The 24,874-nt window shown below is 42.2% G+C and carries 17 protein-coding genes; 9 read left to right on the forward strand and 8 right to left on the reverse strand.

From position 1 onward, the window contains the following. Window positions 1–161 precede the first annotated feature (161 nt). Entirely contained in the window at window positions 162–3,023 is a 2,862-nt protein-coding gene (locus tag GO816_RS11980) for a S9 family peptidase (RefSeq protein WP_157542166.1), read from the forward strand. 96 nt (window positions 3,024–3,119) lie between these two features. Here the strand turns inward: GO816_RS11980 and gpmA are convergent, their stop codons facing one another. Then, window positions 3,120–3,809: a 2,3-diphosphoglycerate-dependent phosphoglycerate mutase gene (gpmA, locus tag GO816_RS11985; protein WP_157542167.1), complete on the reverse strand. Its 690-nt coding sequence runs from the start codon at window positions 3,807–3,809 to the stop codon at window positions 3,120–3,122. Between the two features lie 106 nt (window positions 3,810–3,915). Between gpmA and GO816_RS11990 the strand changes: the two genes are divergently transcribed. After that, entirely contained in the window at window positions 3,916–4,509 is a 594-nt protein-coding gene (locus tag GO816_RS11990; protein WP_157542168.1) for an acetate uptake transporter, read from the forward strand. Between the two features lie 26 nt (window positions 4,510–4,535). Continuing rightward, complete coding sequence (locus GO816_RS11995; RefSeq protein ID WP_317163629.1) at window positions 4,536–4,919, forward strand: SRPBCC domain-containing protein; 384 nt, start codon at window positions 4,536–4,538, stop codon at window positions 4,917–4,919. A gap of 52 nt (window positions 4,920–4,971) precedes the next feature. On the opposite strand, the gene GO816_RS12000 is transcribed toward GO816_RS11995, so the two are convergent. The 4 genes from GO816_RS12000 to GO816_RS12015 all read right to left on the reverse strand — a co-directional run bounded on the left by GO816_RS12000 (window position 4,972) and on the right by GO816_RS12015 (window position 9,066). Continuing rightward, on the reverse strand, window positions 4,972–6,306 hold the full coding sequence (locus tag GO816_RS12000; protein WP_157542169.1) for an OmpA family protein: 1,335 nt from the start codon (window positions 6,304–6,306) through the stop codon (window positions 4,972–4,974). Between the two features lie 270 nt (window positions 6,307–6,576). After that, window positions 6,577–7,419 (reverse strand): maleylpyruvate isomerase N-terminal domain-containing protein, encoded by an 843-nt coding sequence (locus GO816_RS12005; protein WP_157542170.1) that lies wholly within the window; start codon window positions 7,417–7,419, stop codon window positions 6,577–6,579. A gap of 15 nt (window positions 7,420–7,434) precedes the next feature. Further along, window positions 7,435–8,619, reverse strand: a complete 1,185-nt coding sequence (locus GO816_RS12010; protein WP_157542171.1) for a trans-sulfuration enzyme family protein — start codon at window positions 8,617–8,619, stop codon at window positions 7,435–7,437. An 18-nt stretch (window positions 8,620–8,637) separates the two neighbouring features. Then, a complete protein-coding gene (locus GO816_RS12015; RefSeq protein ID WP_157542172.1) occupies window positions 8,638–9,066 on the reverse strand; it encodes an OsmC family protein in 429 nt (142 codons plus the stop codon). A gap of 97 nt (window positions 9,067–9,163) precedes the next feature. On the opposite strand from GO816_RS12015, the gene GO816_RS12020 reads away from it, so the two are divergent. The 6 genes from GO816_RS12020 to yidC all read left to right on the forward strand — a co-directional run bounded on the left by GO816_RS12020 (window position 9,164) and on the right by yidC (window position 21,395). Then, window positions 9,164–9,637, forward strand: coding sequence for a hypothetical protein (locus tag GO816_RS12020; RefSeq protein WP_157542173.1), 474 nt, complete (start codon window positions 9,164–9,166; stop codon window positions 9,635–9,637). Between the two features lie 18 nt (window positions 9,638–9,655). Beyond that, the gene (locus GO816_RS12025) at window positions 9,656–10,894 is read left to right on the forward strand and encodes a nucleoside recognition domain-containing protein (protein WP_157542174.1); all 1,239 of its coding nucleotides are present in this window, start codon (window positions 9,656–9,658) and stop codon (window positions 10,892–10,894) included. A gap of 202 nt (window positions 10,895–11,096) precedes the next feature. Beyond that, window positions 11,097–16,640, forward strand: coding sequence for a PKD domain-containing protein (locus tag GO816_RS12030; protein WP_157542175.1), 5,544 nt, complete (start codon window positions 11,097–11,099; stop codon window positions 16,638–16,640). A gap of 15 nt (window positions 16,641–16,655) precedes the next feature. After that, the gene (locus GO816_RS12035) at window positions 16,656–17,687 is read left to right on the forward strand and encodes a PorP/SprF family type IX secretion system membrane protein (protein ID WP_157542176.1); all 1,032 of its coding nucleotides are present in this window, start codon (window positions 16,656–16,658) and stop codon (window positions 17,685–17,687) included. A gap of 245 nt (window positions 17,688–17,932) precedes the next feature. Beyond that, complete coding sequence (locus tag GO816_RS12040) at window positions 17,933–19,543, forward strand: CTP synthase (RefSeq protein ID WP_157542177.1); 1,611 nt, start codon at window positions 17,933–17,935, stop codon at window positions 19,541–19,543. Between the two features lie 25 nt (window positions 19,544–19,568). Further along, the gene (yidC, locus tag GO816_RS12045; RefSeq protein WP_157542178.1) at window positions 19,569–21,395 is read left to right on the forward strand and encodes a membrane protein insertase YidC; all 1,827 of its coding nucleotides are present in this window, start codon (window positions 19,569–19,571) and stop codon (window positions 21,393–21,395) included. Window positions 21,396–21,743: 348 nt separating this feature from the next. Here yidC and GO816_RS12050 read toward each other — a convergent pair whose 3' ends face one another. From GO816_RS12050 to GO816_RS12060, 3 genes are read right to left on the reverse strand one after another with little or no spacing between them, the layout of a single operon-like run. After that, on the reverse strand, window positions 21,744–23,108 hold the full coding sequence (locus tag GO816_RS12050) for a lipopolysaccharide biosynthesis protein (RefSeq protein ID WP_157542179.1): 1,365 nt from the start codon (window positions 23,106–23,108) through the stop codon (window positions 21,744–21,746). A 33-nt stretch (window positions 23,109–23,141) separates the two neighbouring features. Next, the gene (locus tag GO816_RS12055; protein WP_157542180.1) at window positions 23,142–23,930 is read right to left on the reverse strand and encodes a glycosyltransferase family 2 protein; all 789 of its coding nucleotides are present in this window, start codon (window positions 23,928–23,930) and stop codon (window positions 23,142–23,144) included. Between the two features lie 6 nt (window positions 23,931–23,936). After that, window positions 23,937–24,821, reverse strand: a complete 885-nt coding sequence (locus GO816_RS12060; protein WP_157542181.1) for a glycosyltransferase family 8 protein — start codon at window positions 24,819–24,821, stop codon at window positions 23,937–23,939. Between the last annotated feature and the right edge of the window lie 53 nt (window positions 24,822–24,874).

Genomic DNA, 24,874 nt, shown 5'->3' on the forward strand with positions numbered 1-24,874 from the left:
TATTGAGTGTGAAGGCTTATACAAAAAGTGTTAAACTTTACACTCAATGCCTATTTGCTCCTCAATAATAAAGGAATTATGTAACTTTTTCATAGCTCTCTTTCATCTCTTTCCTTTTTTGCGCATTTTTAGGATGATTTAAACAAAAACTCAAACTCAAAATGCGTAAAGTTTTACTCTTAAGCTTGTTTTCAGCAGCAAGCATGAGCGTTTTTGCTCAAAAAGCTGCAAAAAAACCGCTCGACCATTCGGTTTATGATGGCTGGCAAACCGTTGCCAACCAAATTATAACCAATGATGGCAAATGGGTGGCCTATGTGGTTAAACCACAACAAGGTGATGCCAATATGGTCATCACGTCCTCAAAAAACACCGGTAAGTTTACAGTAGCACGTGCTGATACTGCACGTTTCACTGCCGATTCAAAATATGCTGTATTCCTGATACGCGCTCCCTACGCAGTAACCAGAGCAGCACGCATTAAAAAGAAACGCCCTGATGAAATGCCGAAAGACACCCTGGGCATTTTAACACTTGGCGGTAACGCTATTACAAAAGTTGCAGGTGTTCGTTCGTTTAAAATTGCAGAGAAAGCTGCGGTATTTGCTTACCTCGCGCCATCTGATACTGTTCGCCGCCCGGCCGCTGGCGATACCTCACGCAGGGCCGTTGCCAATACAATAGCTCCACCAACCCGCGAAGGTGCCGATTTAACCATTAAACAGTTAGGTAACAATAAGCAGCGTACGTTTAAGTACGTAACAGAATACCAACTATCTAAAGATGGTAAATATGTAGCTTATGCCGTAACAGCTCCACGCCGTAACAAAGAAAATGTCCAGTCGGGCGTTTACCTTTATGAAATTGAAAAAGATGCTGTTAAAAAAATAAGCACCGGACGTGGCACTTATAAAGCTTTGGCTTTTGACGAAAACGGGAAACAACTTGCATTTGCAGCCGAAAAAAATTCGGAGCGTGCGCGTGTTAAGCCTTATAAACTTTACTACTACAGCAGTGGTAAAGACAGCGCTGTAGTAATAGCTGGCGCTGATATGGGCGGCATGAAACCAAAATGGGCTGTTAGCGGCGACGGACGTATTTACTTTAGCAAAAGCGGTAACAATTTATTTTTTGGAACTGCGCCAATTCCAAAGCCTATAGATACTTCGCTGGTTGAATTTGAAACTGCAAAACTTGATGTTTGGAACTACAAGGACGAATATTTACAACCGCAACAACTAAGAACACTTCAACGTGATTTGCGTCGTAACTATCTCGCTGTTATTCGTCCGAACGAAGGCGACCGTAAAGTAGTTCAACTGGCCGATCAGTTTATTGAAAACATATCGCAGCCAATGAGCAATGATGCCCGTTATGTGCTTGGCGTAACCGATACTGGTAGCCGTGTACAATCACAATGGGAAGGCGGAGGCCGTTCAGAAGCGTATTTGATTGATACCAAAACGGGCGAACGCAAAAAAATCATTGACCGTACAAAAGCTCGTTACCAATTTTCAACGGGTGGTAACTATGTTGTTTGGTTCGACTCAAAAGACCAAAACTATTATAGCTACAACATGGCTAATGGCAAAAAAGTAAATCTTACTAAAGCATTAGGTGTTAAAGTTGGCGATGAGGATAACGACGTACCAGATGATCCGTCACCTTATGGCATTGCAGGCTGGACCACCGGCGATAAGAACGTTTTGATTTATGATCGTTACGATATTTGGAGCATTGACCCTGCAACAGGAGCTTCAACAAGCGTTACTAATGGCGCCGGCCGTAAAAATAAATTAGTGTTCCGTTATGTATCACCTAATGCAGCCGGAGGTCGTTTTGGTGGCTTTGGTGGCGGTGATGAAGATGACCGTTACATTTCCACCAAAAAACCTTTAATACTTTCTGTCCAAAACGAAGAAAATAAGCAATGGGGATATTACACACAATCATTCGGTGCAAAAAAGGCACCGCAAATGGTAGTGATGGGTCCGTTTAGCTACGGCAGCGTTAATAAGGCAAAAAATGCCGATGTATATATTTATACTAAAGGCAGCTTTGATAAATCGCCCGACTTATACGTATCAACTGATTTAAAAAAGGAAACCAAGGTAAGCGCCATTAATCCGCAGCAAGCCAACTACAATTGGTTTACCGCAGAACTTGTACACTGGACCACACCAAAAGGCTACAAATCAACAGGTGTACTTTACAAGCCCGAGGATTTTGACCCGAACAAGAAATACCCTATGCTGGTATATTTCTATGAAAAGGTTTCTGACGGATTGTATGGCTACCAATCTCCGGCTCCTACCCCATCACGACTACCTATATCATACTTCGCAAGTAACGGCTATTTGGTGTTTACGCCTGATATTAGTTATGAAGTTGGTCACCCGGGGCAATCAGCTGTAGAGTTTATTAACTCAGGCGTTGAATCTCTTAAGAAAAACTCTTGGGTTGACGGAAAGCATATTGGCATTCAAGGACAAAGCTGGGGCGGTTATCAAGTTGCATACCTCATTACTCAAAACGATATGTATGCAGCAGCATGGGCTGGTGCACCGGTAGCAAATATGACGTCGGCTTATGGTGGTATACGTTGGGAAAGCGGTGTAAACCGTCAGTTCCAGTATGAAAAAACTCAGAGCCGTATTGGTGCTACCTTGTGGGAAAAGCCTGAATTGTACATTGAGAACTCGCCTTTATTCCATTTCCCTAAGGTTAACACCCCGGTTGTTGTAATGGCTAACGATGCCGACGGAGCTGTGCCATGGTACCAGGGCATTGAAATGTTTACTGCTTTACGCCGCTTAGGCAAACCTGTTTGGATGCTACAGTATAACGACGAAGCACACAACCTGGTTCAGCGTAAAAACCGTAAAGACATTACCATACGTGAAGCACAATTTTTTGACCACTTCCTGAAAGGCAAACCAATGCCGGTATGGATGGACAAAGGTGTGCCTGCCGTTGATAAAGGCAAAGATTGGGGCTTAGCCGTTAGCGATAGCGCCAAGTAACCATCAAACACATAAAACACAAATGCCCTTTTATTGAGGAAGGGCATTTGTGTTTTATAGCAATAATTATAACTGCTGCCTAATTCTTGGCTTACATTACAAATAGTAATGCTTAATTTGGTTTAAGCGGTCATCAAGCTCATATATCCAGGGTGTGGCTGTAGGTATATCCAGTTTCGAAACTTCATCATCACTTAAGTTATCAATATACTGCACCAAAGCCCTTAAGCTATTGCCATGTGCACAAATAATAACCTTTTGGTTTTGCCTCAGCGCCGGCACAATAGTTTCATGCCAAAAGGGTAAAGCCCTCGTCATCGTTTCACTTAAGTTTTCAGTAAGGGGTAATTCACGGTAAGTTAAATCATTGTAACGCAAATAATGCCCCGGAAAACGTTCATCATCTTCCGTTATAGCCGGCGGATGTTCGCGCGGGTCACGGCGCCACTTGTGTACCTGTTCTTCACCGTACTTATCTATGGTTTCCTGTTTATTTAGCCCTTGCAAGGCACCATAAAAACGCTCATTTAAGCGCCATGACTTCTGTACAGGTATCCATAAATGATCCAATTTTTCCAATACGTTATGCAGTGTTTTGATTGATCGCTTAAGCACCGATGTAAAGCCAACGTCAAACGTAAAGCCATGTTCCTTCAACAGTTTTCCAGCATGCCGTGCCTGCCTTACACCTTCTTCTGATAAGTCAACATCTGTCCACCCTGTAAAGCGATTCTCTTTATTCCATTCACTTTCACCGTGCCTTAATAATACCAATTGTAAAGCCATATGCCACATAACGCTTGCAAGCCAAAGGGGTTTGTCATTTTGTTGTGATTTGATATTTAATAGTTTATATTGCCATCACTAACCATTTATAAACCTGATTTAAATTATGATTCCAACTACCCACGTGGTGGTAAAGGATGGCACCGCCAATCCTGCACCTCTAGGCCTTTGCGCTTTTGGTCTTACAACTGTGTTACTTAACATTCACAATGCCGGCTTCACCGAGTTAAGCTCCATGATTTTAGCAATGGGTATTTTTTATGGCGGCCTGGCACAGGTAGTTGCCGGTATAATTGAGGCTAAAAAGAACAACACCTTTGGCCTTACAGCTTTTACCTCCTACGGCTTTTTCTGGCTATCATTGGTAGCGCTCATAGTTATGCCCAAATTAGGTTGGTGCGAACCTGCAAGCAATGGCAGTATGGTGGCTTACCTTAGCATGTGGGGCATTTTTACGTTGTGCCTTTTCTTTGGAACTCTGCGACTTAGCAGAGCTTTGCAATTTGTATTTGCCTCATTAGTCATCTTGTTTGGGTTACTGGTTTGGGGTGATGCAAGCGGAGATGCCGGAATAAAGCATTTGGCTGGCTATGAGGGAATAATATGTGGTGCATCAGCTATTTATACAGGCATTGCCGGTGTGCTTAATGAGGTATATGGCAAAACAGTATTACCTATTGGGCCGGTTGAAGCAAAATAAGCTACATTATTGTTAAGTTTGCCTTTGTGAAGGATTACAAAAAATATTACATGATAGGCGCTACGCCGCAAGAAATCTATGCGGCTATAACCAACCCTATAACCATACAGCTATGGACAGGCGAACCTGCAGAAATGTCGACCGAGCCGGGTAGCGAATTTAGTATGTGGGACGGCAGTATTGTTGGCAAGAACATTGAATTTGAAGAAGGTAAGAAAATTGTTCAACAATGGTATTTTGACGGGCAGGACGAACCTTCAATTGTTACCATAAAATTGCATGCCGATAAAAGCGGAACATCTTGTGAATTAAGGCATACTAACATACCCGACGAAGCTTATGATGATATTGTAGACGGTTGGAACACCGTATACTTCGGCAGCATAGCAGAGTTTTACGAAAGCATTTAATAAAAAAGGCCTGCTTAAATTAAGCAGGCCTTTACGTTGAATATATCCTCTATTAATAAAGAGTAAATTCTACACGACGGTTTTGCTGACGACCGGCAGCTGTTGCATTTGATGCAATAGGCTGGTTTTTACCGTAACCTACAGCTTCAATACGTGATGCATTTGCACCTTTGCTTACCAAATAAGCTTTGATTGATTCAGCTCTGTCTTTTGATAATCTCATGTTTAGTTCTGCCGAACCAGTATTATCAGTATGGCCTGCAAGTTTTAAACTAAAGTTTTTATCAATTAATAACTGAGCTACACGATCAAGGCTTGGGAATGATTTAGGACGGATTGTAGCTTTACCTAAGTCGAACTCGAGATTTGCAATTGCATCTTTAACAACTTTTTTGTCTTCCTCTGTTACGTAAACTTTAGTTACCGGAGTAGGTAGTGGACAACCTGAACCGTCAACTTTGGTACCCGGAGGCGTGTTAGGACATTTATCGTTTACATCTAATACACCATCACCGTCAGAGTCAACTGTTAAACGAGCGATGTTTGAGTTAGTAGTATTTAAATCTTCACGTAGCTTTTGGTTTTCAGCTTTTTGCTGATCCAATTGCATTTGCAATGCACGTTCGGCCATTAAATACTCGGTGCGCATTGAGTTAACCGGGTTATGAGTAGCTAATTGCGGTTTTGATTTTTTGCCTAAAGCAAACTCTAAACCTGCGTGAGCATATGAGAATTTGTCATTACGACCACCGTAGTTATAGCCATCAAGGTTGTCGCTTTGTACAAAGTTAACCTGGTAACCCAAATCTAAATTTATACCCGGAGCAAGATTTACTTTTAAACCGGCACCTAGTGGAATATAAAATTGTTGGTAATCATCTGTACGGGTTGTGGGCGATGATGCACCTTGAGCGTACAATGATGTGCTGTAGTTCATGCTACCACCACCAACGCTTAGGTATGGTTGCATAAAGCTTTTGTGATTTTTCCAGTTGATGTTAGCCAGCGTAATGTTAGCGCTTATGTCAACTGCGTACTTAATCTTGGTTTCAAAGCGTTGGAAAGGATTGATACCATCTGGATTAGTTCCCTGTACGTGTCCTCTGAAAAAATTAGCTTGTAAGCCAAAAGAGTGTAGTATTTGTTTTTTTACATAACCACCGTATCCCCATCTTTCGTTAGGTGTTTTAAAATCTTCGCTTCCTCTAAAAATAGTATATGGTGACATCATACCTCCATGAGCACCAATTGACCATGTTCTAAAATTTTTCTCGCCTGAAAATGGCTGTACGTAATTCTTAGTAGAATCGGGAGTTTGTGCAAATAACTTGCTGCTAACTACAACTCCTGTGAGTAGCAGTCCGGCTTTTCTTAAATGTAGCTTCATAAATACAATGTTGATTTTTTACTTAGAGCGCTTGTGTCGCTCTGTTGGAGTTCCAAATTCAACATTGATGCCATGTAGCAATTTAAAGGTGTTGCAACACCTTAATTAAGATATTAAAAAATGATTAAAATCATGTACAATAAATCTGTAAATGAGACGTTTACTTATTTATTATAATTTACATCCAAAAGTTGTAAACCACCAAAGCCGGAAATTTTATCTCCGGCTTTGTGTATATTTTTAGTGTGTGCTTAAGTATACAAGTTGAATTTAAGCCATTACAGTAAGCATGTTTAAAACAGGACTCACTAACGTGGCTTCACCCTCTGTCTTAATCAATCCGTTTACATCCGGATACTTTAAAGCTTTGGTAAAAAGTTTCCAGGCAATAGTATCGGGCATGCATATGTAAGCGGCCGGCGGTACCATAGCCATGTTGTTTATAAAGCGCCAGCCTGCTAATGTCTTTTCAATATACCAAACGTCCCCTCCCGCTCCGGTTACTTCAACCTTAACGATGGTGCCCACCACGGCATCTGCAGACTTGTAAGCATTTGGTAAAGCCTTCATAAATGTTTCAATACACGGATGAAACAACTCTGCCGACATCAACTCCTGCTGCAAGCCGAGTGCTTCACGTATTTGTTGCTGATGGTGCCACTTTTCAGTATATTCTCTTGCTACGTGAAACCAATTTTGCGATTCGTTCTCCCCTGCCCAGGCTACAGAAAACATTGCCGGCGCAAAGGGCTCCAATTTCTCAAGGCATTCAAGATACTCCGTCCCCGTAGTCTCTAACATTTGCAATAACAACCGCGGACTAATACGCTTGTAAGCCAAAACCCAAATGGTATTTAAGTCATTTAGATAATTTACCAAATCACGATAACCGTTGATGTTTACAGGAGGATCACCTCTGAATCCATCGCGTAAGATTGATAAAGTGCGCAAATTACCGTCAAGCAAATGTGCCGCAATATCTTTTATAGTCCACTGCGGTGACAGAGTCGGTGAGTCCCAGGCGTCAATAGATAATGGCCTCAAAACATCAAGAAGTAGTTGATCAAGCTTGGCAAATAAATGCAGTGTTGGAATCGGAACCTGGCTACTCATAAAACACTTTGAACTTTATAATGCACTTTTTTCAAGTGCCTGGCTAATATCTGCTATTATATCATCAACTTTTTCTAAACCGGTTGATATACGAATTAAACCCGGGGTAATTCCTACAGCAGCACGCTGATCATCAGTAAGCTTTGAATGGGTTGTACTGGCCGGGTGCGATGCTATACTGCGGCTATCACCCAGGTTAGCAGTAACCGATAACATTTCCAAGTTATCTAAAAATTTACGGCCGGCATCTAGCCCGCCCTTTATTTCAAAGCACAATACACCGCCGCCGGCAGCCATTTGTTTTTTGGCAATTTCATATTGAGGATGCGAAGGCAAAAAAGGATATTTTACCCAGCTTACCTGCGGATGGCTTTGTAAAGCTTCGGCTACTTGCAGCGCATTTTCGCAATGACGTTGCATACGCACGTCAAGCGTTTCAAGACTTTTACTTAACACCCACGCGTTAAACGGCGATAATGATGGCCCTGTGTTGCGACAAAACAGGTAAATTTCCTTAATTAAATCTTCACGTCCAACAATAACGCCCCCCATTACACGGCCTTGGCCGTCAATCCACTTGGTGGCAGAATGTACTACCAAATCGGCACCAAAATCAGTTGGGCGCTGAAGTAAAGGTGTAGCAAAACAGTTATCTACATTAAAAATAAGGTTGTGCTTTTTGCAAAACTGCCCTACCCATTCCAAATCTAAAATTTCGAGCTGAGGGTTCGTAGGCGTTTCCAGGTAAACCATTTTAGTGTTGGGCTGCACAGCGGCTTCCCAGGCTGCATTATCATTGGCAGGCACAAGGGTGCAGGTAATACCGTACTTAGGCAAATACTTGGTAACTACAGTAAAGGTGCTTCCAAATACCGAGCTGCAGCATATTAAATGATCACCCTGTTGCAGCAGCGCAAACATTGATGAGAAAACTGCGCTCATGCCACTTGATGTTGCAAAACCAGCGTCGGCATTTTCAAGTGCACACATTTTAGCAATAAACTCATCAACGGTTGGGTTGCTGAAACGGCTGTAAATGTTGGCCTCAGTTTCATCGGCGAAGGCTGCGCGCATGGCTTCGGCTTCGTCAAACGTAAAACTGCTGGTTAAATATAACGGGGTCGAGTGTTCCTGTTGTAGTGTTTTGGCAGCCCGTATGCGTATTGCTTTGCTTAAGGGATGCAAATGATCTGTTGACATCTGTGTGTTTTTTAATAATTAAACGGCAGGGTGAATAAACACCTTCCATGATATTTCGGCACCGGCTTTTTCAAGCGTAGCAGCAACCGAGCAGTACTTATGTAAAGATAATTCAACGGCACGTTTGGCCTTATCTTCATCAATATTACCTTTTAAATGAAATTCAATAGTAATGTTTTGCCATAAAGAAGGTTCAACACCGGCCTCACGATCGCCATTGATTTTCATGCTGTAATCAAGCACCTCCTGGCGTTGCTTTTTGAGTATGCTTATCACATCAATAGCCGAGCAACCTCCCAAACCCATCAGCAACATTTGCATAGGCCGCACACCATAATTTTGGCCGCCGCTTTCGGGGCTGCTATCCATTTTTACGCTATGGCCGTATTCGTCTTTGGCTTCAAAGCCATAATCGCCGCTTACGCGTACCAATTCTATCTGAGGCATAATTTTCTTGCTTTGTAAAAAGGCTAAATTATTATTTTGAGTTGAAAGTTTTGTTTACAGTCTATAAAAATGATAGATTTATCTCCACGTTTTTTCCATGAAAAGTTTGCTTTTGTTGTTGGGGCTGTGTTTATCATCAATTTTATGCAAGGCTCAGCAAAATTTGCTGTCTTATGATGACCTTGTGTATCTTATAAATAACAACTTACAAAAAGCTGATGATTTTATGCAAAGCAAGGGGTACACTCTTTTAAAATCAAAAAAAGCTACCAACCTGAAGTACCATATGGCTTTACCCGGTAATTCATCTACCGATGTTGAATTACGTGCCGATGGCAGACGCTTATATATTTACATTGCAACCGACGAATTACAGCAGCTTAACCTCGTTAATAACTCCATTGCTCCATACTTACTTGGAGCCGAAGAAACATCGGGCGTAGTTAACTACAAAGTGAAAGACTTGGGTAACATTTATATAATGGTTACTGATAAGGTGCCTTTCAATCCTATAAAAAAAGATTACGACATACGCATCGTATCAGACAGAAATATTACTGCTTATAACTAATCATCCTTTATTCATAAAATGGCCCTAAACTATATTTGGATTGCCTTATTTATTATTGCATTTTTTGTAGCTCTTGCTAAACTTATTTTTTTGGGCGATGTAAACGCCTTTCAGCATTTAGTTGAAGGGCTGTTTGATTCAACCCAAACAGCGGTAATGAGTATTGCCTTGCCTTTAATTGGCACTATGGCGTTTTGGCTGGGCGTAATGAATATCGGAGAGAAAGCAGGTGCAATCAGATTTCTGTCGCGTATTGTTGGCCCTTTTTTTAACCGGCTTTTTCCTGAAGTACCCAAAGATCATCCTGCTACAGGGCAAATGATGATGAACTTTTCGGCAAACCTGCTTGGGTTAGACAATGCCGCAACACCACTTGGTTTAAAAGCAATGGGCAGCCTGCAAGAACTTAACCCAAGTAAAGACACAGCGTCAAATGCACAAATTATGTTTTTGGTGCTTCATACATCGGGCCTTACCCTGTTGCCGGTAAGTATTATTGCACAAAGGGCTATATTTAAAGCTACCGACCCAACCGATATATTTATACCATGCATTATAGCCACATACGTAGCCACCATTGTAGGTATGCTTGCCGTTGCTATCAAACAACGTATTAATTTGATTGATAAAGTTGTACTGGCATGGCTAGGCGGCTTTACAGCCTTTATCAGTTTGCTGGTATGGTACTTTTCGGCGTACTTATCAAAGGATGAGATAAGCACTGTATCAAAAGTTGCCAGTAACCTTTTATTATTTTTAATACCTGTTGTTTTTATACTCGGCGCCTTATATAAAAAAGTGAACGTGTTTGAAACCTTTATTGAAGGCGCTAAAGGCGGCCTGGAAACCTCCTTTAAGATAATACCTTACCTGGTTGCTATGTTGGCAGCTATAAGTGTATTCAGGAGTTCGGGCGCGTTGAACTACATTATTGACGGATTGAAAGCAGGCTTTGCCCTATTTCAAATTGATACACGCTTTACCGATGCATTGCCGGTTGCCTTAATGAAACCGCTAAGCGGTTCGGGCGCTAAAGCTATGATGATGGACGTAATGAAAACATTTAACCCCGACAGCTTTGCCGGGCGTTTGGCTTGTGTATTCAATGGTTCGGCCGATACTACATTCTATATAGTGGCACTTTATTTTGGATCGGTAGGAATTAAAAAAACACGTTACGCAATACCTGCAGGACTTATTGCCGATTTAGCCGGTGTTATTGCTGCCATCCTGGTCTCCTATTTATTTTTTGGTTAATATTTTTAATATATTATTTCTTAAAAACATACTTACACCTTTACTGTTTAAAATGCTTAAAGGAGCTGTGTAAAGCAGGTTTTTAACACTGTTTTGCATAAATTAATTGTCGGTTAAAGACAACCTTTGACTTCACTTACCGTAAAAGGCATACTGCTTGCCAGTGGCAGTAAACGTCGTTCATATACTGTTTAAATAACAAATGGGGAAAGTATCTATCAAAGGTGTTATTAAGGTTTTGTTTTTGTGTTTGGGGTTGTTGATGGGTTGGCGTGACGTATTTGCACAAACCGTGACAGTACGTTTGGTAGATCCGGGACCATATGCCCCCGGCTCAAGTATTGCCGCTGCAATAAGAATTGCAGATCCGGATGGTAAGATTGCCGTTACCGGTAACCTGTTTCAATTATATTTATCAGATGCCAACGGCAACTTTACTTCTGAAAGAAAGATAGGTGAATTCAGCGGTTACTACACCGGCTTTGTAAATGGACTTATACCTTCAAACGCAGTTCCGGGCACAGGATACAAAGTACGTATCAAAACTACCAGTCCGGCTACGGTAAGTGCTGCGTCAAATGCGTTTACAATTAGTGCTGGTACTGCAGTTATAGCAAAAGTCAGCTCAAATGCCGTAAATCCGGCCTATCCTGAAGTTTACGGAACATGCTTTGCAACCGATGGATTTCCTTTTTTGTTTGTGAATGAATCAACTGCCGGTGCAACAGTAACGGCTAACTTTTATGATGATTTAAATCAAACCGACGAGCAAACTATTCCTATTAACGGTACAGGTACATTCAATGCAAAAACTAACGACTATACCATTTTTGTAAAAGCGGTCAACAACGGCATTGTAGGCACCAAAGGCTATTTATTGTTAAATAATTTTGTACGTAATAGCTTTCAAACCCAAAACTCATCAAGCGTTTGTTTGCCTGATAATAGTAAGGCAACTGTTTCATACAGTGTAAATATCACTGGTGGTGGCGGTATACAAAACAACTACCCTGGCACACTGTACACTATTAGATGGGGAGACGGTCTTTCAACTAATTTAACCTATTATCAAATAGCTTCAACCGGTGGTATATTAACTCATGATTACGCTGTATCATCATGCGGGGCTAAAAACGCTGAAGGTACTGTTACTAATAAATTTGAAGTGTCTTTCCGGGTATCAAATGTTTACTGTCCCGATCAGAGTAAAAACCTGAGTGGAGATCAGGCCGTATTGTCACCCCCAAAAACAGTTATTGGCGGCCCGTCGGTTGGTTGTACAGGTAAACAATTAACATTTACCAATACATCATACGCTGGCCAGGTGGTTAGTAGCGTTTCAGGCGGTACCAATTGCGAAAACCCAAATGCAACTTTTCAATGGTTTGTAAACGGCGTGGCTGTGCCTCCGTACAATACCAAAAAGAATGTTCCGCTCAAGTATACTTTCCCTGCAGCGGGCACCTATACAGTTACCCTTCGTTTAACCAGTTCAACGCCATGTGTTGCTCCTGATGCTAAATTAGATGTATGTATCCAAGATCCGCCTCAGCCATCGTTTACCTTACCACAAACGGCATGTATAGGCTCGGGAAGTGTATCTCCTGTGAATACATCAGTAGTTACCAATCCGTGTAATACGCCTATAACATACAACTGGACCGTAACGCCCGCAACCGGATTTAGTTATACCGAAGGCACAACAAAGGCAAGCCAAACTCCTAAAATTTTGTTCACTACCCCCGGTACATACACTGTGCAACTGGGCGTAAATAACGGCGTTTGTGATGCTGTATTAAGCGAAGTACAAACCATTACGGTTGGCAATGTGCCTACGGCAACCTTGTCGCCCTCGTTTTCGTTATGCGGCAGAGGGCAAACGCTTACGTTTGACAATACTGCTGGCAGTGCTACCCGCACTACCTTTACCGGTACACCTCAACCCCAGCCCGATACTTACCAATGGACCGTTACCCCATTGAACGGTATCGCCCCTGCTGTTTTTGCGAATGGCACCACCGCAAACAGTCAGTACCCACAAATTACTTTCCCTGATTTTGGCACATACGAGGTTGTAGTTAAGCATACTAACTTTTGCGGTTCGGTAACATCGCAGGTACAGCAAATTACTTTTAAGGAAGCTCCAACGGTAAACGCCGGAGTTGACCAGGTTATTTGTTCAGATGCCATCGCTACGCTAGATGGGTCGGTTTCGGGAACATACAATACTTTGCAGTGGAGCACATCAGGAACCGGAACATTCAGTAACAAGAACACTGAAAAACCGGTTTATACTCCAAGCGCCGCAGACCGTGCGGCGGGCGAGGTAAAACTTACCCTTAAAATAACTACTTCACTACCGGGCGATTGCGCCAACATTAGTGATGAAGTTATTATAAAAATAAACCCATCAAACACTGTTAACAGCGCAAACGCCAAAACCATTTGCACAGGCAGTGCAGTTGCCTATAGTCCAACATCAACCGTGGCGGGTAGTGTATATAATTGGACGGTAACATTAAGTTCGCCCAATGCCGCTGGCTTCAGCACATCAGGCAGTGGAGACATTAATGATATATTGACAAATACATCGGCCACCTCCAACGCAACCGTTATATACCGCATTACCCCGCAAGCAAATGGCTGTGATGGCACACCTTTTACGCTTACAATTACCGTTGCGCCAAAACCGGTGCTTACTTTAACTGGCCCATCAGGAAATTATGTTTGCAGCGGCACGCAATCAGGTATTCAGCTTAGCTCAAACGTAAGCGGCACGCAATACACCTGGACTGTTGTAGCAAACGGCGGCATCACCGGGGCAACAGATCAAACCACTCCAATTGCTGTTACTGCAATTAACCAAACATTGGTTAACACCAGCAATGTTGCTGCAACCGTTACTTACACTATAACACCTGTTAACACCAATTCGGCAGATGAATGCCAGGGTGCTGCAAAAACTATTACGCTCACTGTGTTACCTCAGGTTCCTGCTGCCAATGCCGGTACCGACATTGTGCTATGTAACCAAACCACGGTGCAATTACAGGGTAACGATGCCGGAACATTTACCGGAGTTTGGACGCTGACATCGGGCCAAAGCGGAATTACCTTTGCCAACGCCAATCAATACAATACAACGGTAAACGGTTTAAAAGCAGGCCAAACTTATACTTTCAGATGGACGCTAAGTGGTGCAGGGCAATGCGCCACCCAATCAGACGATGTTCAGGTAACCAACAACCCGCCTATCAGTGGCAATACCGTAACGCTGAACACGCCTACGGTATGTTCCGGACAGGTTATTTCTGTAACCGGCAGCACTCCTCAGGGCGGTAACGGAACTTATACTTATTTGTGGGAAAGCAGTGCCGATGGCATTAACTGGACGGTATTAACCAGTCAAACTGATATCAATCTTTTATACCCGGTTTCAGAAACAACATTCTTCCGTCGCTCCGTAGCATCAGGAGCTTGTAGCGATGATAAAAGCAATAGTGTTAAAGTATCCGTACAACCCCCAATTGCCAACAATACAATCAGTGCCACTACTACAACGGTATGTGCTAACAAGTCTGCCGGGCTGTTAACGGGCAGTTTGCCAACCGGTGCCGATGGAAATTACAATTACCAATGGCAAAGCAGTATTGATGGCGGTCTTAATTGGGCTAATATCAACGGCGCTACCGATGTTAGCTATACTACGCCTGTTTTAGTACGCAATATACAATACCGTAGGGTTGTCAGCTCGCTTATATGTACCGGGGTGCAAAGCAACAACAGTAACGTGATAAGCATAACTGTTAACCCTGATGCTAAATCAGAATTTACCTGGACTAATGATGCAGGTTGTGTTCCATTTAACATAACAGCGCAGAATGTAAAGGCAATTCCGTACCCCGACCGTAATGATGTTTATACCTGGTACGCAAACAACGTGGTAATTGGCACAGGCATTACCTTTCCGGGCTATACAATTAATACCGATGGCGAAACAGTCGATATACGACTTATTGTAACCAGCAAATTTGGTTGCGAATCAGAAGTATTTAGTCACACCTTCACAACCACTAAAAATGTTAAAGCGAGTTACACGCAATCGGTAACACAAAGTTGCGGTACAGTAACGGTAACGTTTACCAATACCTCGAGTCCTATTGGCGGCGGTACTTACAAATGGAACTTTGGCAATGGCCAAACCTCAACTGAAGTTCAGCCAGGCCCGGTAACTTTCCAGGCAGCAGCTAACGGCACCGATGTAGTGTATAACGTTTCATTAGTTGCCGAAACCGGTTGCAGTACCGACCAGATGGAAACTACTATTACAGTTAAACCTGCTGTTCCGGTTGCGCGCATTGCCCCACAATCTACCACCGGTTGCGCACCTTTTGCCTTAGTGGTCGACAACATATCGCCGGGTACCAATGATAAATACATTTACCATGTTGTGGATGCCAATGGCAACGACGTAATAACGCCGGTAGTAAGTACCAACAAGTCTCAGCAAACATTAAGTATACCTAACCAGGGCAATTACTCGCTTTACATGGAAGCCCAAACAGTTTGCGGCACAGGTAAAAGTGCATCAGTACCTATCCAGGTTACAGCACGTACTGTGTTTGCAGGTTTAACCACTGCTGCTAGTTCAGATCGATTTGGTTGCGCACCACATACGGTAAGGTTTATCAATACCAGCCAGGGCGGCATAACCTATAAAATTGATTGGAAAGATGGCTCACCTGTAACAGTAACCAATAATACTAACTCGCTAGATCATACATTTACAAAGGCTGGCGAGTATGATGTTGTACTTTATGCAAGTAATGATTGCGCGCAGGATGCACCGTCACAACCAATAAAAATTATAGTTACAGACAGGCCGGCTGCTGCATTCAATATAGATAACCCTAATGGATGTAATGAGGTCAAAGTAAACTTTACCAATACAACGCAACCGCCGGCAAATGGCCAGTTGGCCGACCTCACTTATCGCTGGGATTTTGGTGACCCATATGCAAATGCCAACAACCCTAACGTATCGGAATTACGTACACCGCCGGCACATACATACAGCTATAAAGGTTCGCCTTATACTGTAAGGTTAACGGTAACAAACCGTACTACAGGCTGTACAAACGACATTATACAGGTTATTACCGTAAATGCACCGTCAATAAGTGAATTCCGCGCCCGGCCAGACAGTGTACAGGTATATCCAAACTACCAGTTTTCATTTGAAGATCAGAGTCAGAATGCACCAAAATCATGGCAATGGAACTTTGGCGACGGCAGCACTTCAACTCAACAAAACCCTACGCACACCTATGCCGATACAGGTTTATATAAAGTTACTTTAACAACTACAAACCAGTATTGTGGCACAACCAAATCACATTATGTACGTATAACAGGCACACCGGGACAGTTGTATATGCCTAATGCCTTTACACCTAACAGCACCAATGAAGAGCTCAACCGCTTTAGGGCTAAAGGCTCAGGGCTTAAAGATTGGCACTTGCGTATATTTAACAACTACGGCCAGCTGGTATGGGAAACCACACAGCTATCAGCCCGGGGTGAACCAGTAGAAGCTTGGGATGGCACATTTAAAGGTGCGCCACTGCCGCAGGGTGTTTACATATGGCAGGCCGAAGCGAGGTTTATCAATGGTTCTGAATGGAAAGGTAATTCATACAATAACTCGTCGCCGCGGCGTACGGGAGCTATACACCTCATCAGATAAAAAGAGAGATAAAGAATGAATAAGATCAAATGTGTTGTTTTGAGTGTGGTGTTGATGATGATTGCGGTTGCATGCTATGCTCAGGACCATCAATATTCTCAGTTCTTTAACTCGCCGGTTTACCTTAACCCGGCGCTAAACGGCCAATTTGAAGGCGATTTGAGGGTAAATATGATTTACCGTAATCAATGGAGCAGTTTGCCGGGCGCCTTATCATACATGACGGCATCAGTTGATTACAACGTACCTAAGTTTGGCGGCGGTGTTGGTATGATGTTTACCCGCAGTAATGAAGGTACCGCCTACTACGTACGTAACAATGTATCGGGCATATATTCATACAGTGTAGGTTCAGACAGGTTTGTGCTTTCGTTTGGTTTACAAGCCGGTATTGGCAACCGCACCATTGACCAAAGCAAGCTGGTTTTCGGCGACCAGATTGATCCTCGCTACGGTTATATACCTGGCTCAACCTCAGCTGCCGATCTGGGACAAATAAGTAACCGTTTTTATTTTGATACTGGTGCAGGCATCAATTTGGTTGTAGGCGACTTTATGGCCGGCGGTGCTTTGCAGCACATAAACAGGCCCGATCAATCATTTACCGGCACCTCGGCCAGGTTGCCCATGCGCGGCACTGGCCACATCAGCTACCGCCTTGATTTAAATAAATATGATAATTATGACGAAGATGAGAAATCGTTCGTTATCCCTTCGGTTGTATACTACAAACAATCATCGTCATCGTCATATAGTGCGGGTGTGCAATACAAACGCCGGAGTGTAAATGCAGGTTTATGGTACCGTAGCGGCGGTGTAGCCGGTCCAAGCTCATTTGTTGTTTCGTTTATATTTGATTTGTTCATCAATAAAGATGGCGGCGAGAAAGTGCGCTTTGGGTTAAGCCATGATGCACCATCATCCAAACTTAATTACAGCAACACCAGCGGCACTACCGAGGGCAGCTTAAGCTATGAAACCACATTGCCATCGCGCACAAATACTTCAAAGTTTATAGGCGCACGCCGCTGTTATGATTTTTATTAATCCCTTACCACAGCTAATATTCCATTACAACCGGCCGTACGTTTTTATAACGTGCGGCCTTATTTTTTGCGAACAAGTAATTTCTATCCAACAAAATGATTATCAAATAGTCAGGTAAAATAATATCTCACTGCAATCTCAATTTTAAAATACGTCCGTCCCAACCCGAAAAAATTCCTATTTTTGTATCCCGTACACAAACAACTGATAGCGGCATTATTAAGCTTTCAGGATTCATCAAAATCATGACTAAATACATATTTGTTACGGGCGGCGTTTCCTCTTCGTTAGGAAAAGGTATTATTTCGGCCTCTTTGGCTAAACTTCTTCAGGCTCGCGGCTACCGCGTAACCATTCAAAAATTCGATCCTTACATTAACATCGACCCGGGAACACTTAACCCCTACGAGCATGGCGAATGTTACGTAACCGAAGATGGTGCCGAAACAGATTTGGATTTAGGACATTATGAGCGTTTTTTAAACACGCCAACCACCCAGGCAAATAACATCACCACCGGCCGCATTTATCAAAACGTAATTAGCCGCGAACGTGAAGGTGCCTTTTTAGGAAAAACGGTACAGGTAGTACCGCATATTACCGATGAGATTAAAAGAAACTTCAGGATTTTAGGTGAGAGCGGAGAATACGATATTGTGATAACAGAAATTGGTGGCACCGTTGGCGACATTGAATCGTTGCCGTTTGTGGAAGCTGTGCGCCAGTTTAGGTGGGAAGCCGGATCGAGCAATTCTTTGGTAATTCACTTAACGCTTGTACCGTTCCTTGCTGCCGCAGGTGAGTTGAAAACTAAGCCAACGCAACACTCTGTAAAAATGCTTTTGGAATATGGTATTCAGCCTGATATTTTAGTTTGCCGCACCGAACATCACCTTACTGCCGATTTGCGTAAAAAAATAGCTTTGTTCTGTAACGTAAATATTAATGCAGTTATTGAGTCGATTGATGCACCTTCAATATATGACGTACCGTTGCTGATGCTTAAAGAGCAATTAGATAAAACGGTATTAACAAAGCTAAAGCTTCCTAACAAAAACGAACCTGATTTAGATAGCTGGAAAGATTTTTTAGGCCGTTTGAAAAATCCAACTGCTGAAGTGCGCATTGGTGTAGTTGGCAAGTATGTAGAGTTGCCTGATGCATATAAATCAATTACCGAAGCCTTTGTACACGCAGGTGCCAAAAATGAGTGTAAAGTTAGGGTTGAGTACATACACTCAGAGCAATTAACTCCTGAAAATGCGATTGATAAACTTAAAGGGTTGCATGGCGTATTAGTTGCACCAGGATTTGGACAGCGCGGGTTTGAAGGTAAAATTGAAGCCATACGCTACGTTCGCGAGAATAATATTCCATTTTTTGGCATATGCCTAGGCATGCAGTGTTCAGTAGTTGAGTTTGGCAGAAACGTATTACACCTAGATGCTGCCAACAGTGTTGAAATGGATGGGCACACCACCTACCCGGTAATCAGCATGATGGAAGACCAAAAAAACATCACCCACAAAGGCGGCACCATGCGCCTGGGTGCTTACCCTTGCGATTTGAAAAAAGGCAGCAAAGCTGCAGCCATATATGGCAAACAGCATATTACTGAACGTCACCGTCATCGTTATGAGTTTAATAACGAGTTTTTAAAACAGTATGAAGAGGCTGGTATGATTCCTTCGGGTATCAACCCACAAAACGGTTTGGTAGAGATAGTTGAACTAAAAAATCATCCTTTTTTCGTAGGCGCACAGTTTCACCCCGAATTAAAATCAACGGTTGCTAATCCTCACCCACTTTTTGTTAACTTTGTGGCCGCTTCGCTGGCTTATGCCCGCAAGAACTAAATTAATTTGTACGATACGATAGATAATGGATAAAAATACGTTCACAGGGCTTTTCCTGATTATGATCATTCTGGCAGGCTCATTCTTTTTAATGAAACCTTCAGAAGAGGAAATAAAAAAAGAACAGCAAAAGCAACACATTGATTCCCTGAAAAAAGCGGGCGCCCTTAAACCTGCAGTTGCAAAAGCCGATACTTCTAGAAAAGCAGTTGCTGTTGACTCTGCCGCATTAAAAGCACCATTTGGTGCATCAAGCGTTGGTAGCGAGCAGTTGATCACTCTAGAGAATAAAGATATCCGGGTTAAAGTAAGCAACCGTGGCGGTCGTATTTACAGTGTTGAGCTTAAAAACTTTAAAACTTACGATAAAAAACCACTTGTTTTATTTGACGGCACCAATAATCAGTTTGGTTTAAGCTTCAATGCAGGCGGCACAAAAGTAAACACCAACGAACGCTATTTTACTCCAACCTCAACAGATGTTAAAGTTGCCGGTACTGATAGTAGTGCAATTACACTGCGTTTGGCCTATAGCCCAACCCAGTACCTTGATTACACTTACACTTTAGGTGCAACAGGCTATAAAGTTGGTTACACTATTAAAGCAAATGGCCTTGACAATGTAATAAGCAACAGCAAGGCACTTAACTTAACCTGGACAGCCAGCCTGCTTCAGCAAGAAAAGGACATTAAGCAAGAGCGCCAGTACTCAACCGTGTACTTTAAAGACATGGAAGATAATGTGGATTACCTGAGCTTAACAAAAGATGAAAGCAAGCAGATTGCCGATCAAAAAGTTCAGTGGATATCTTTCAAGCAGCACTTTTTCTCGAATGTATTAATTGCCAAACAAGGTTTTGATAAAGTCAACATTGCTGCCAGCACTGATATTAATTCAAAAGATGTTAGGCAAATGAAGGCCGGTTTAACGCTCATAAGCAATCAAACCGACACCTATCCTATGGAGTTTTACTTTGGTCCTAACCGTTTCAGCACGTTGCAGAAACAGGGTTATGATTTAGAGAAACAGATTGACTTAGGCTGGGGACCATTAAAGTTAATTAATCGTTTTGCCGTTATACCGGTGTTTAACTTTTTACAGCACTTCAACTGGAATATTGGCTTCGTAATTTTAGCGCTTACGGTTTTACTTAAACTTGTGTTAACGCCGCTTACTTACAAATCGTACTTGAGCATGGCCAAAATGCGTGTTTTAAAGCCTGAGATGGATGAGATAAAAGCCAAGGTTGGTGAAGATAACCCTACCCTACTTCAGCAGGAGTATATGAAGCTTTATCGTAAAGCTGGTGTAAATCCTTTAGGTGGTTGTTTGCCGTTACTATTGCAAATGCCAATCATTTTTGCATTCCTGCGCTTCTTCCCAAGTTTGTTTGAGTTACGCGGCGAGAGCTTTTTATGGATGAAAGACTTGTCGACCTATGATGCGGTAATCAACTTTGGATTTAACATTCCGTTCCTGGGGGATCACTTGAGCTTGATGTGTGTGCTCATGACCATATCAACGCTTATTTACACATACTTTAACAACCAGGTATCAGGTGCAACTGGCCAAATGAAATACATAGGCTATATAAGCCCTATTATGTTCTTGGGCTTCCTTAACAGCTACCCATCAGGTTTGAATTATTATTACTTCCTGGCTAACATGTTTACTTTCCTTCAGCAGTACATCATCCGCTTCTTTGTTGATGACAAAAAGATACATGCGCAAATGGAAGAGAACAAAAAGAAACCGGAAGATCAACAAAAAAAGAAATCAGGTTTCCAGGCTAAGCTTGAAGAAATGATGCGTCAGCAGCAACAAATTCAACAGCAAGCCAAAAAGAAATAAGCGGTTTTGAGAGTAGTTATTTAATTACACTGAGATATTAGAGAGGCCATCGTTATACCGATGGCCTCTTTGTTTTATGTGGTTGGTGATAACACCGTCATGTGCCTGATAATTTTTGAATAGCGATAACTGAAGCATACTAATAGAAGAAACAAGGTGACGACAGTTGTTAGGATGCAAATAGTTGACAGCTTAAAGGTACATTTCACCATTATGCTATTCACTCCGATGTCCACACAATGCCCCTACCGATATAACCTATAAAAAAAGGCACAAAGTATTGTGCCTTTAGAAATTTTGTACTCATGGAAAGACACAACACATCGTGTCCGCCGTTTTATGAATTAGCTACTCTGCATTCGTCTGTTTCTTTTTAACCAGCATTCCCCAGGTGTCCTTTACAAGCCATGTTGTTTCCAGCCAGCCAATTTTGTATACATCCCACAATTGAAATTTCTCGTAACGTTGCAGCCATTTGTAACTAATGAACATACCTGTTAGTATGGGCATTAAAGTGCCGAAAGCAATACCGTTAACATTTCCAAATAGCCAAACCCCTACAAAGTCGCCTATAATATTTGCAGCAAGCATAAATATTAGTTTCACCGCATTAACCTGTGGCTGATTAGTGGCATCAAGCGCCAGAGCCATAAAACGCTCAATTGGATAAAGCAGTGCAAAAGCCATAAATACACGTAATATATTAGCAGCCTGAGTATTCAGATAGTCTTTTGCTACAATCCATATGGCAACATCGGCAAATAATATAGCACCAACAACTACCGGTAACAACAAAATGGTAATTAAACCTGAATACTTTTTTAACAGGTAAATTACGTGGTACTTGTTGTTTTGATTATGCGCAGCAGATAATGGCGGCATAATGGTCGCCGCAAAGCTACGTAACGGAATTTCCACCAGCTCGGTTAGGCGCAGGCCAAGGTTGTAAACAGCTACGGCAGCATCACCCAGCATAAATTTAATAATATACGTATCGGAGTTACGGAACATACTGCTGCCTAATGCAGTACCTACACTGTATTTACCAAACGAAAACAATGCCTTCACAGTAGTGGTGCTTTTTTTCCAAATAGTGTTGATGCGCGACCAGCCTAAAACAACAGTCATTAAACTTGTTGTACCACCCGCTATAAAGCCTGTGTAAATCACCGTCATCAGGTTTACATTCTTTGTAGCAATAAGTATGAGTATAAGTACAATTGATAACAACGTACTAACCGAACGTATAATGAGTAACCTGTCAAAACGTGCTTCGGCCTGGGCAATACAGCTGGCTAAAAATGAGGGCAAAGTAATAATGAACACCAAGCCAAACCACTTGGCAAATAAATCAGTACCATAATCGGCAATATGATAGGGAATAAACAGGTAAATGATATTACCCGCTACAATAATAAGCGTAATTATGGTTGATAAAAACCATGCTGAACCAGCCACCTCGGCCGAGCGTTCTTTTGAAGTACCCGCGTAAGATGTAATGAATGCCGTTGTAATTAAACCGGCTCTAAAGGTATCCACTAAGCCTATTGTTCCCTGGAAAAAAACCCATATGCCAGTTTTATCGGGCGATAGGTAATTATATAATATGGCGGCTTGCACCATATTTAAAACCGACATCACCGCATTGCCTATAAGGTTTACAATATGCGGGTTCTTGAGTTTTTGAATTATCGGTTTAATCTTATGTAACATTACAGTGTATTTCGGCTCCGGCAAAAACGATGCTTACTGCTTTAATTTATTATACTTGAGCGTGCTATTAATAACCTTACCTTTTAAGTAAAGGCTGCGCGCCATTTTTATAACTAACGAATTACTCAACTTCCACTTGCTGCGCACCATGGTGTTGGGCTCAATGGCACCGTGTTCGTGCAAAAACAAATCGGGTCCGTTAAACAAAAGTGCCTTGCCGCCTTTAATTAGGAAGTTCATGCACATGGTATACTCCGTTGGATCACCGCGCTGGCCTTCAACATAGCGGCCAAACTTTTCAAAAAAACTGCTTCGACGCAAATGCGGATGATCAGAGTATAAGCGAAACTTGAGATGATTAAGATGCCATATACCAAGCTTGAACAACATTTTTGCATACCCAAATTTGTAATCTTTCAAGTAAGGAAATGGCGCCCAGGGGAAAGTGTAAAACCTGATTAGGTCCCACTCCTCATCATCCATCAACTTTACGGCGTTTTTAAAGTTAGGAGCAAAGTCGGGTGTTGGCTCAAAATCTTCCTGAACGTAAAGCGTATACTGGGTTTTAACAGCATCCTGGCCTTTGTTTATATTGTTGCCCAAACCCTTGTTTACAGGTGTTGTAATCAACCTAAAATCATAATCGGCCCGCAAGTTCTTCACATATTCTAAATGCTCAGGGCGGCTACCGTCATCGCTAATAACCACCTCCTCAAACTCCAGGTTTTCTTCGGCGCAACGCTTTAGTAAGTGCTCAAGAGATTTACTGCGGTTGTAATGCGTAATTAAAAGTGTGACCCGGTTAAACTTATGTACAGTCATTGATACTTAACCGGTTATTTTTCTGATAAAACGTTTAACCATGCGTACACGGCGGGTGAATGCTCCAACGAGCTTAAAATTCTTCCACTCAGTTTTATTGAGGTAATCAAAAAATATATCGCGATATTCTCGGCTGTAAGTGTAATTAGTATAAATAGGTTTATTACCAATATAATGCAGCAATTTAGCGCCGGGCTTGTCGTTATCAACCAAATGATTCCATCCAGGGTCTAATTCAAGCCAGCGGTTTGCCAATACTGCGTTTAAACAATACTGATCACCGTAAACTATATGCTTTTGATATTTAACTGCGGCATCAAGTGCCTTAGTGCATACATCAAATTCGTTCCACTTTTTAAGATTGATTAGTAACAAACCTGCATTGAGATATTTATCGTCAGATTGATAGCCTAATTCCTGCCAGTTACGCACGCCTCCACCCCATGAACAGCCAAGCGTTTTTATGCCCGGATCCTGAACAGCTGCAATGATATTATCACCAAAATCAATATCCCACAGCTCGGCTATGTTACCCAATACCACCATGTCCGAATCAAGGTATAAAACTCGTTCAGTGCCTTCGGGGATGAAAGTATGTACAAACAAACGAAAGAAGGTAGTTACGGGTAATGCGGCATTGTTGAAGTACGGGATAGTGATTTTCCCTACTACGTCTTTAACCAGCAAAAACTTAAGCGTTATTTCATCAGTACCTATTGACCTGATTAACTTTTGACGATTTGCAGCACTAATGCCATCATCAATGATGTAAATATCTTTTTGTGAACCGGCTGAGTTTATCTCCAACGATTTGATAGAGGCAGCCAGCAACGGTACAAAGTTATTGTCGCAGGCATAAACTACGCTCAAACGCCTATCGGTACTTATCATATGGGGCCTGGGGTATATGTTTTGCTAAATTACGGTTATTAAATGCAATAAAT

This window comes from Mucilaginibacter aquatilis (genome assembly GCF_009755275.1).
In the GTDB taxonomy this organism is placed as follows: domain Bacteria; phylum Bacteroidota; class Bacteroidia; order Sphingobacteriales; family Sphingobacteriaceae; genus Mucilaginibacter; species Mucilaginibacter aquatilis.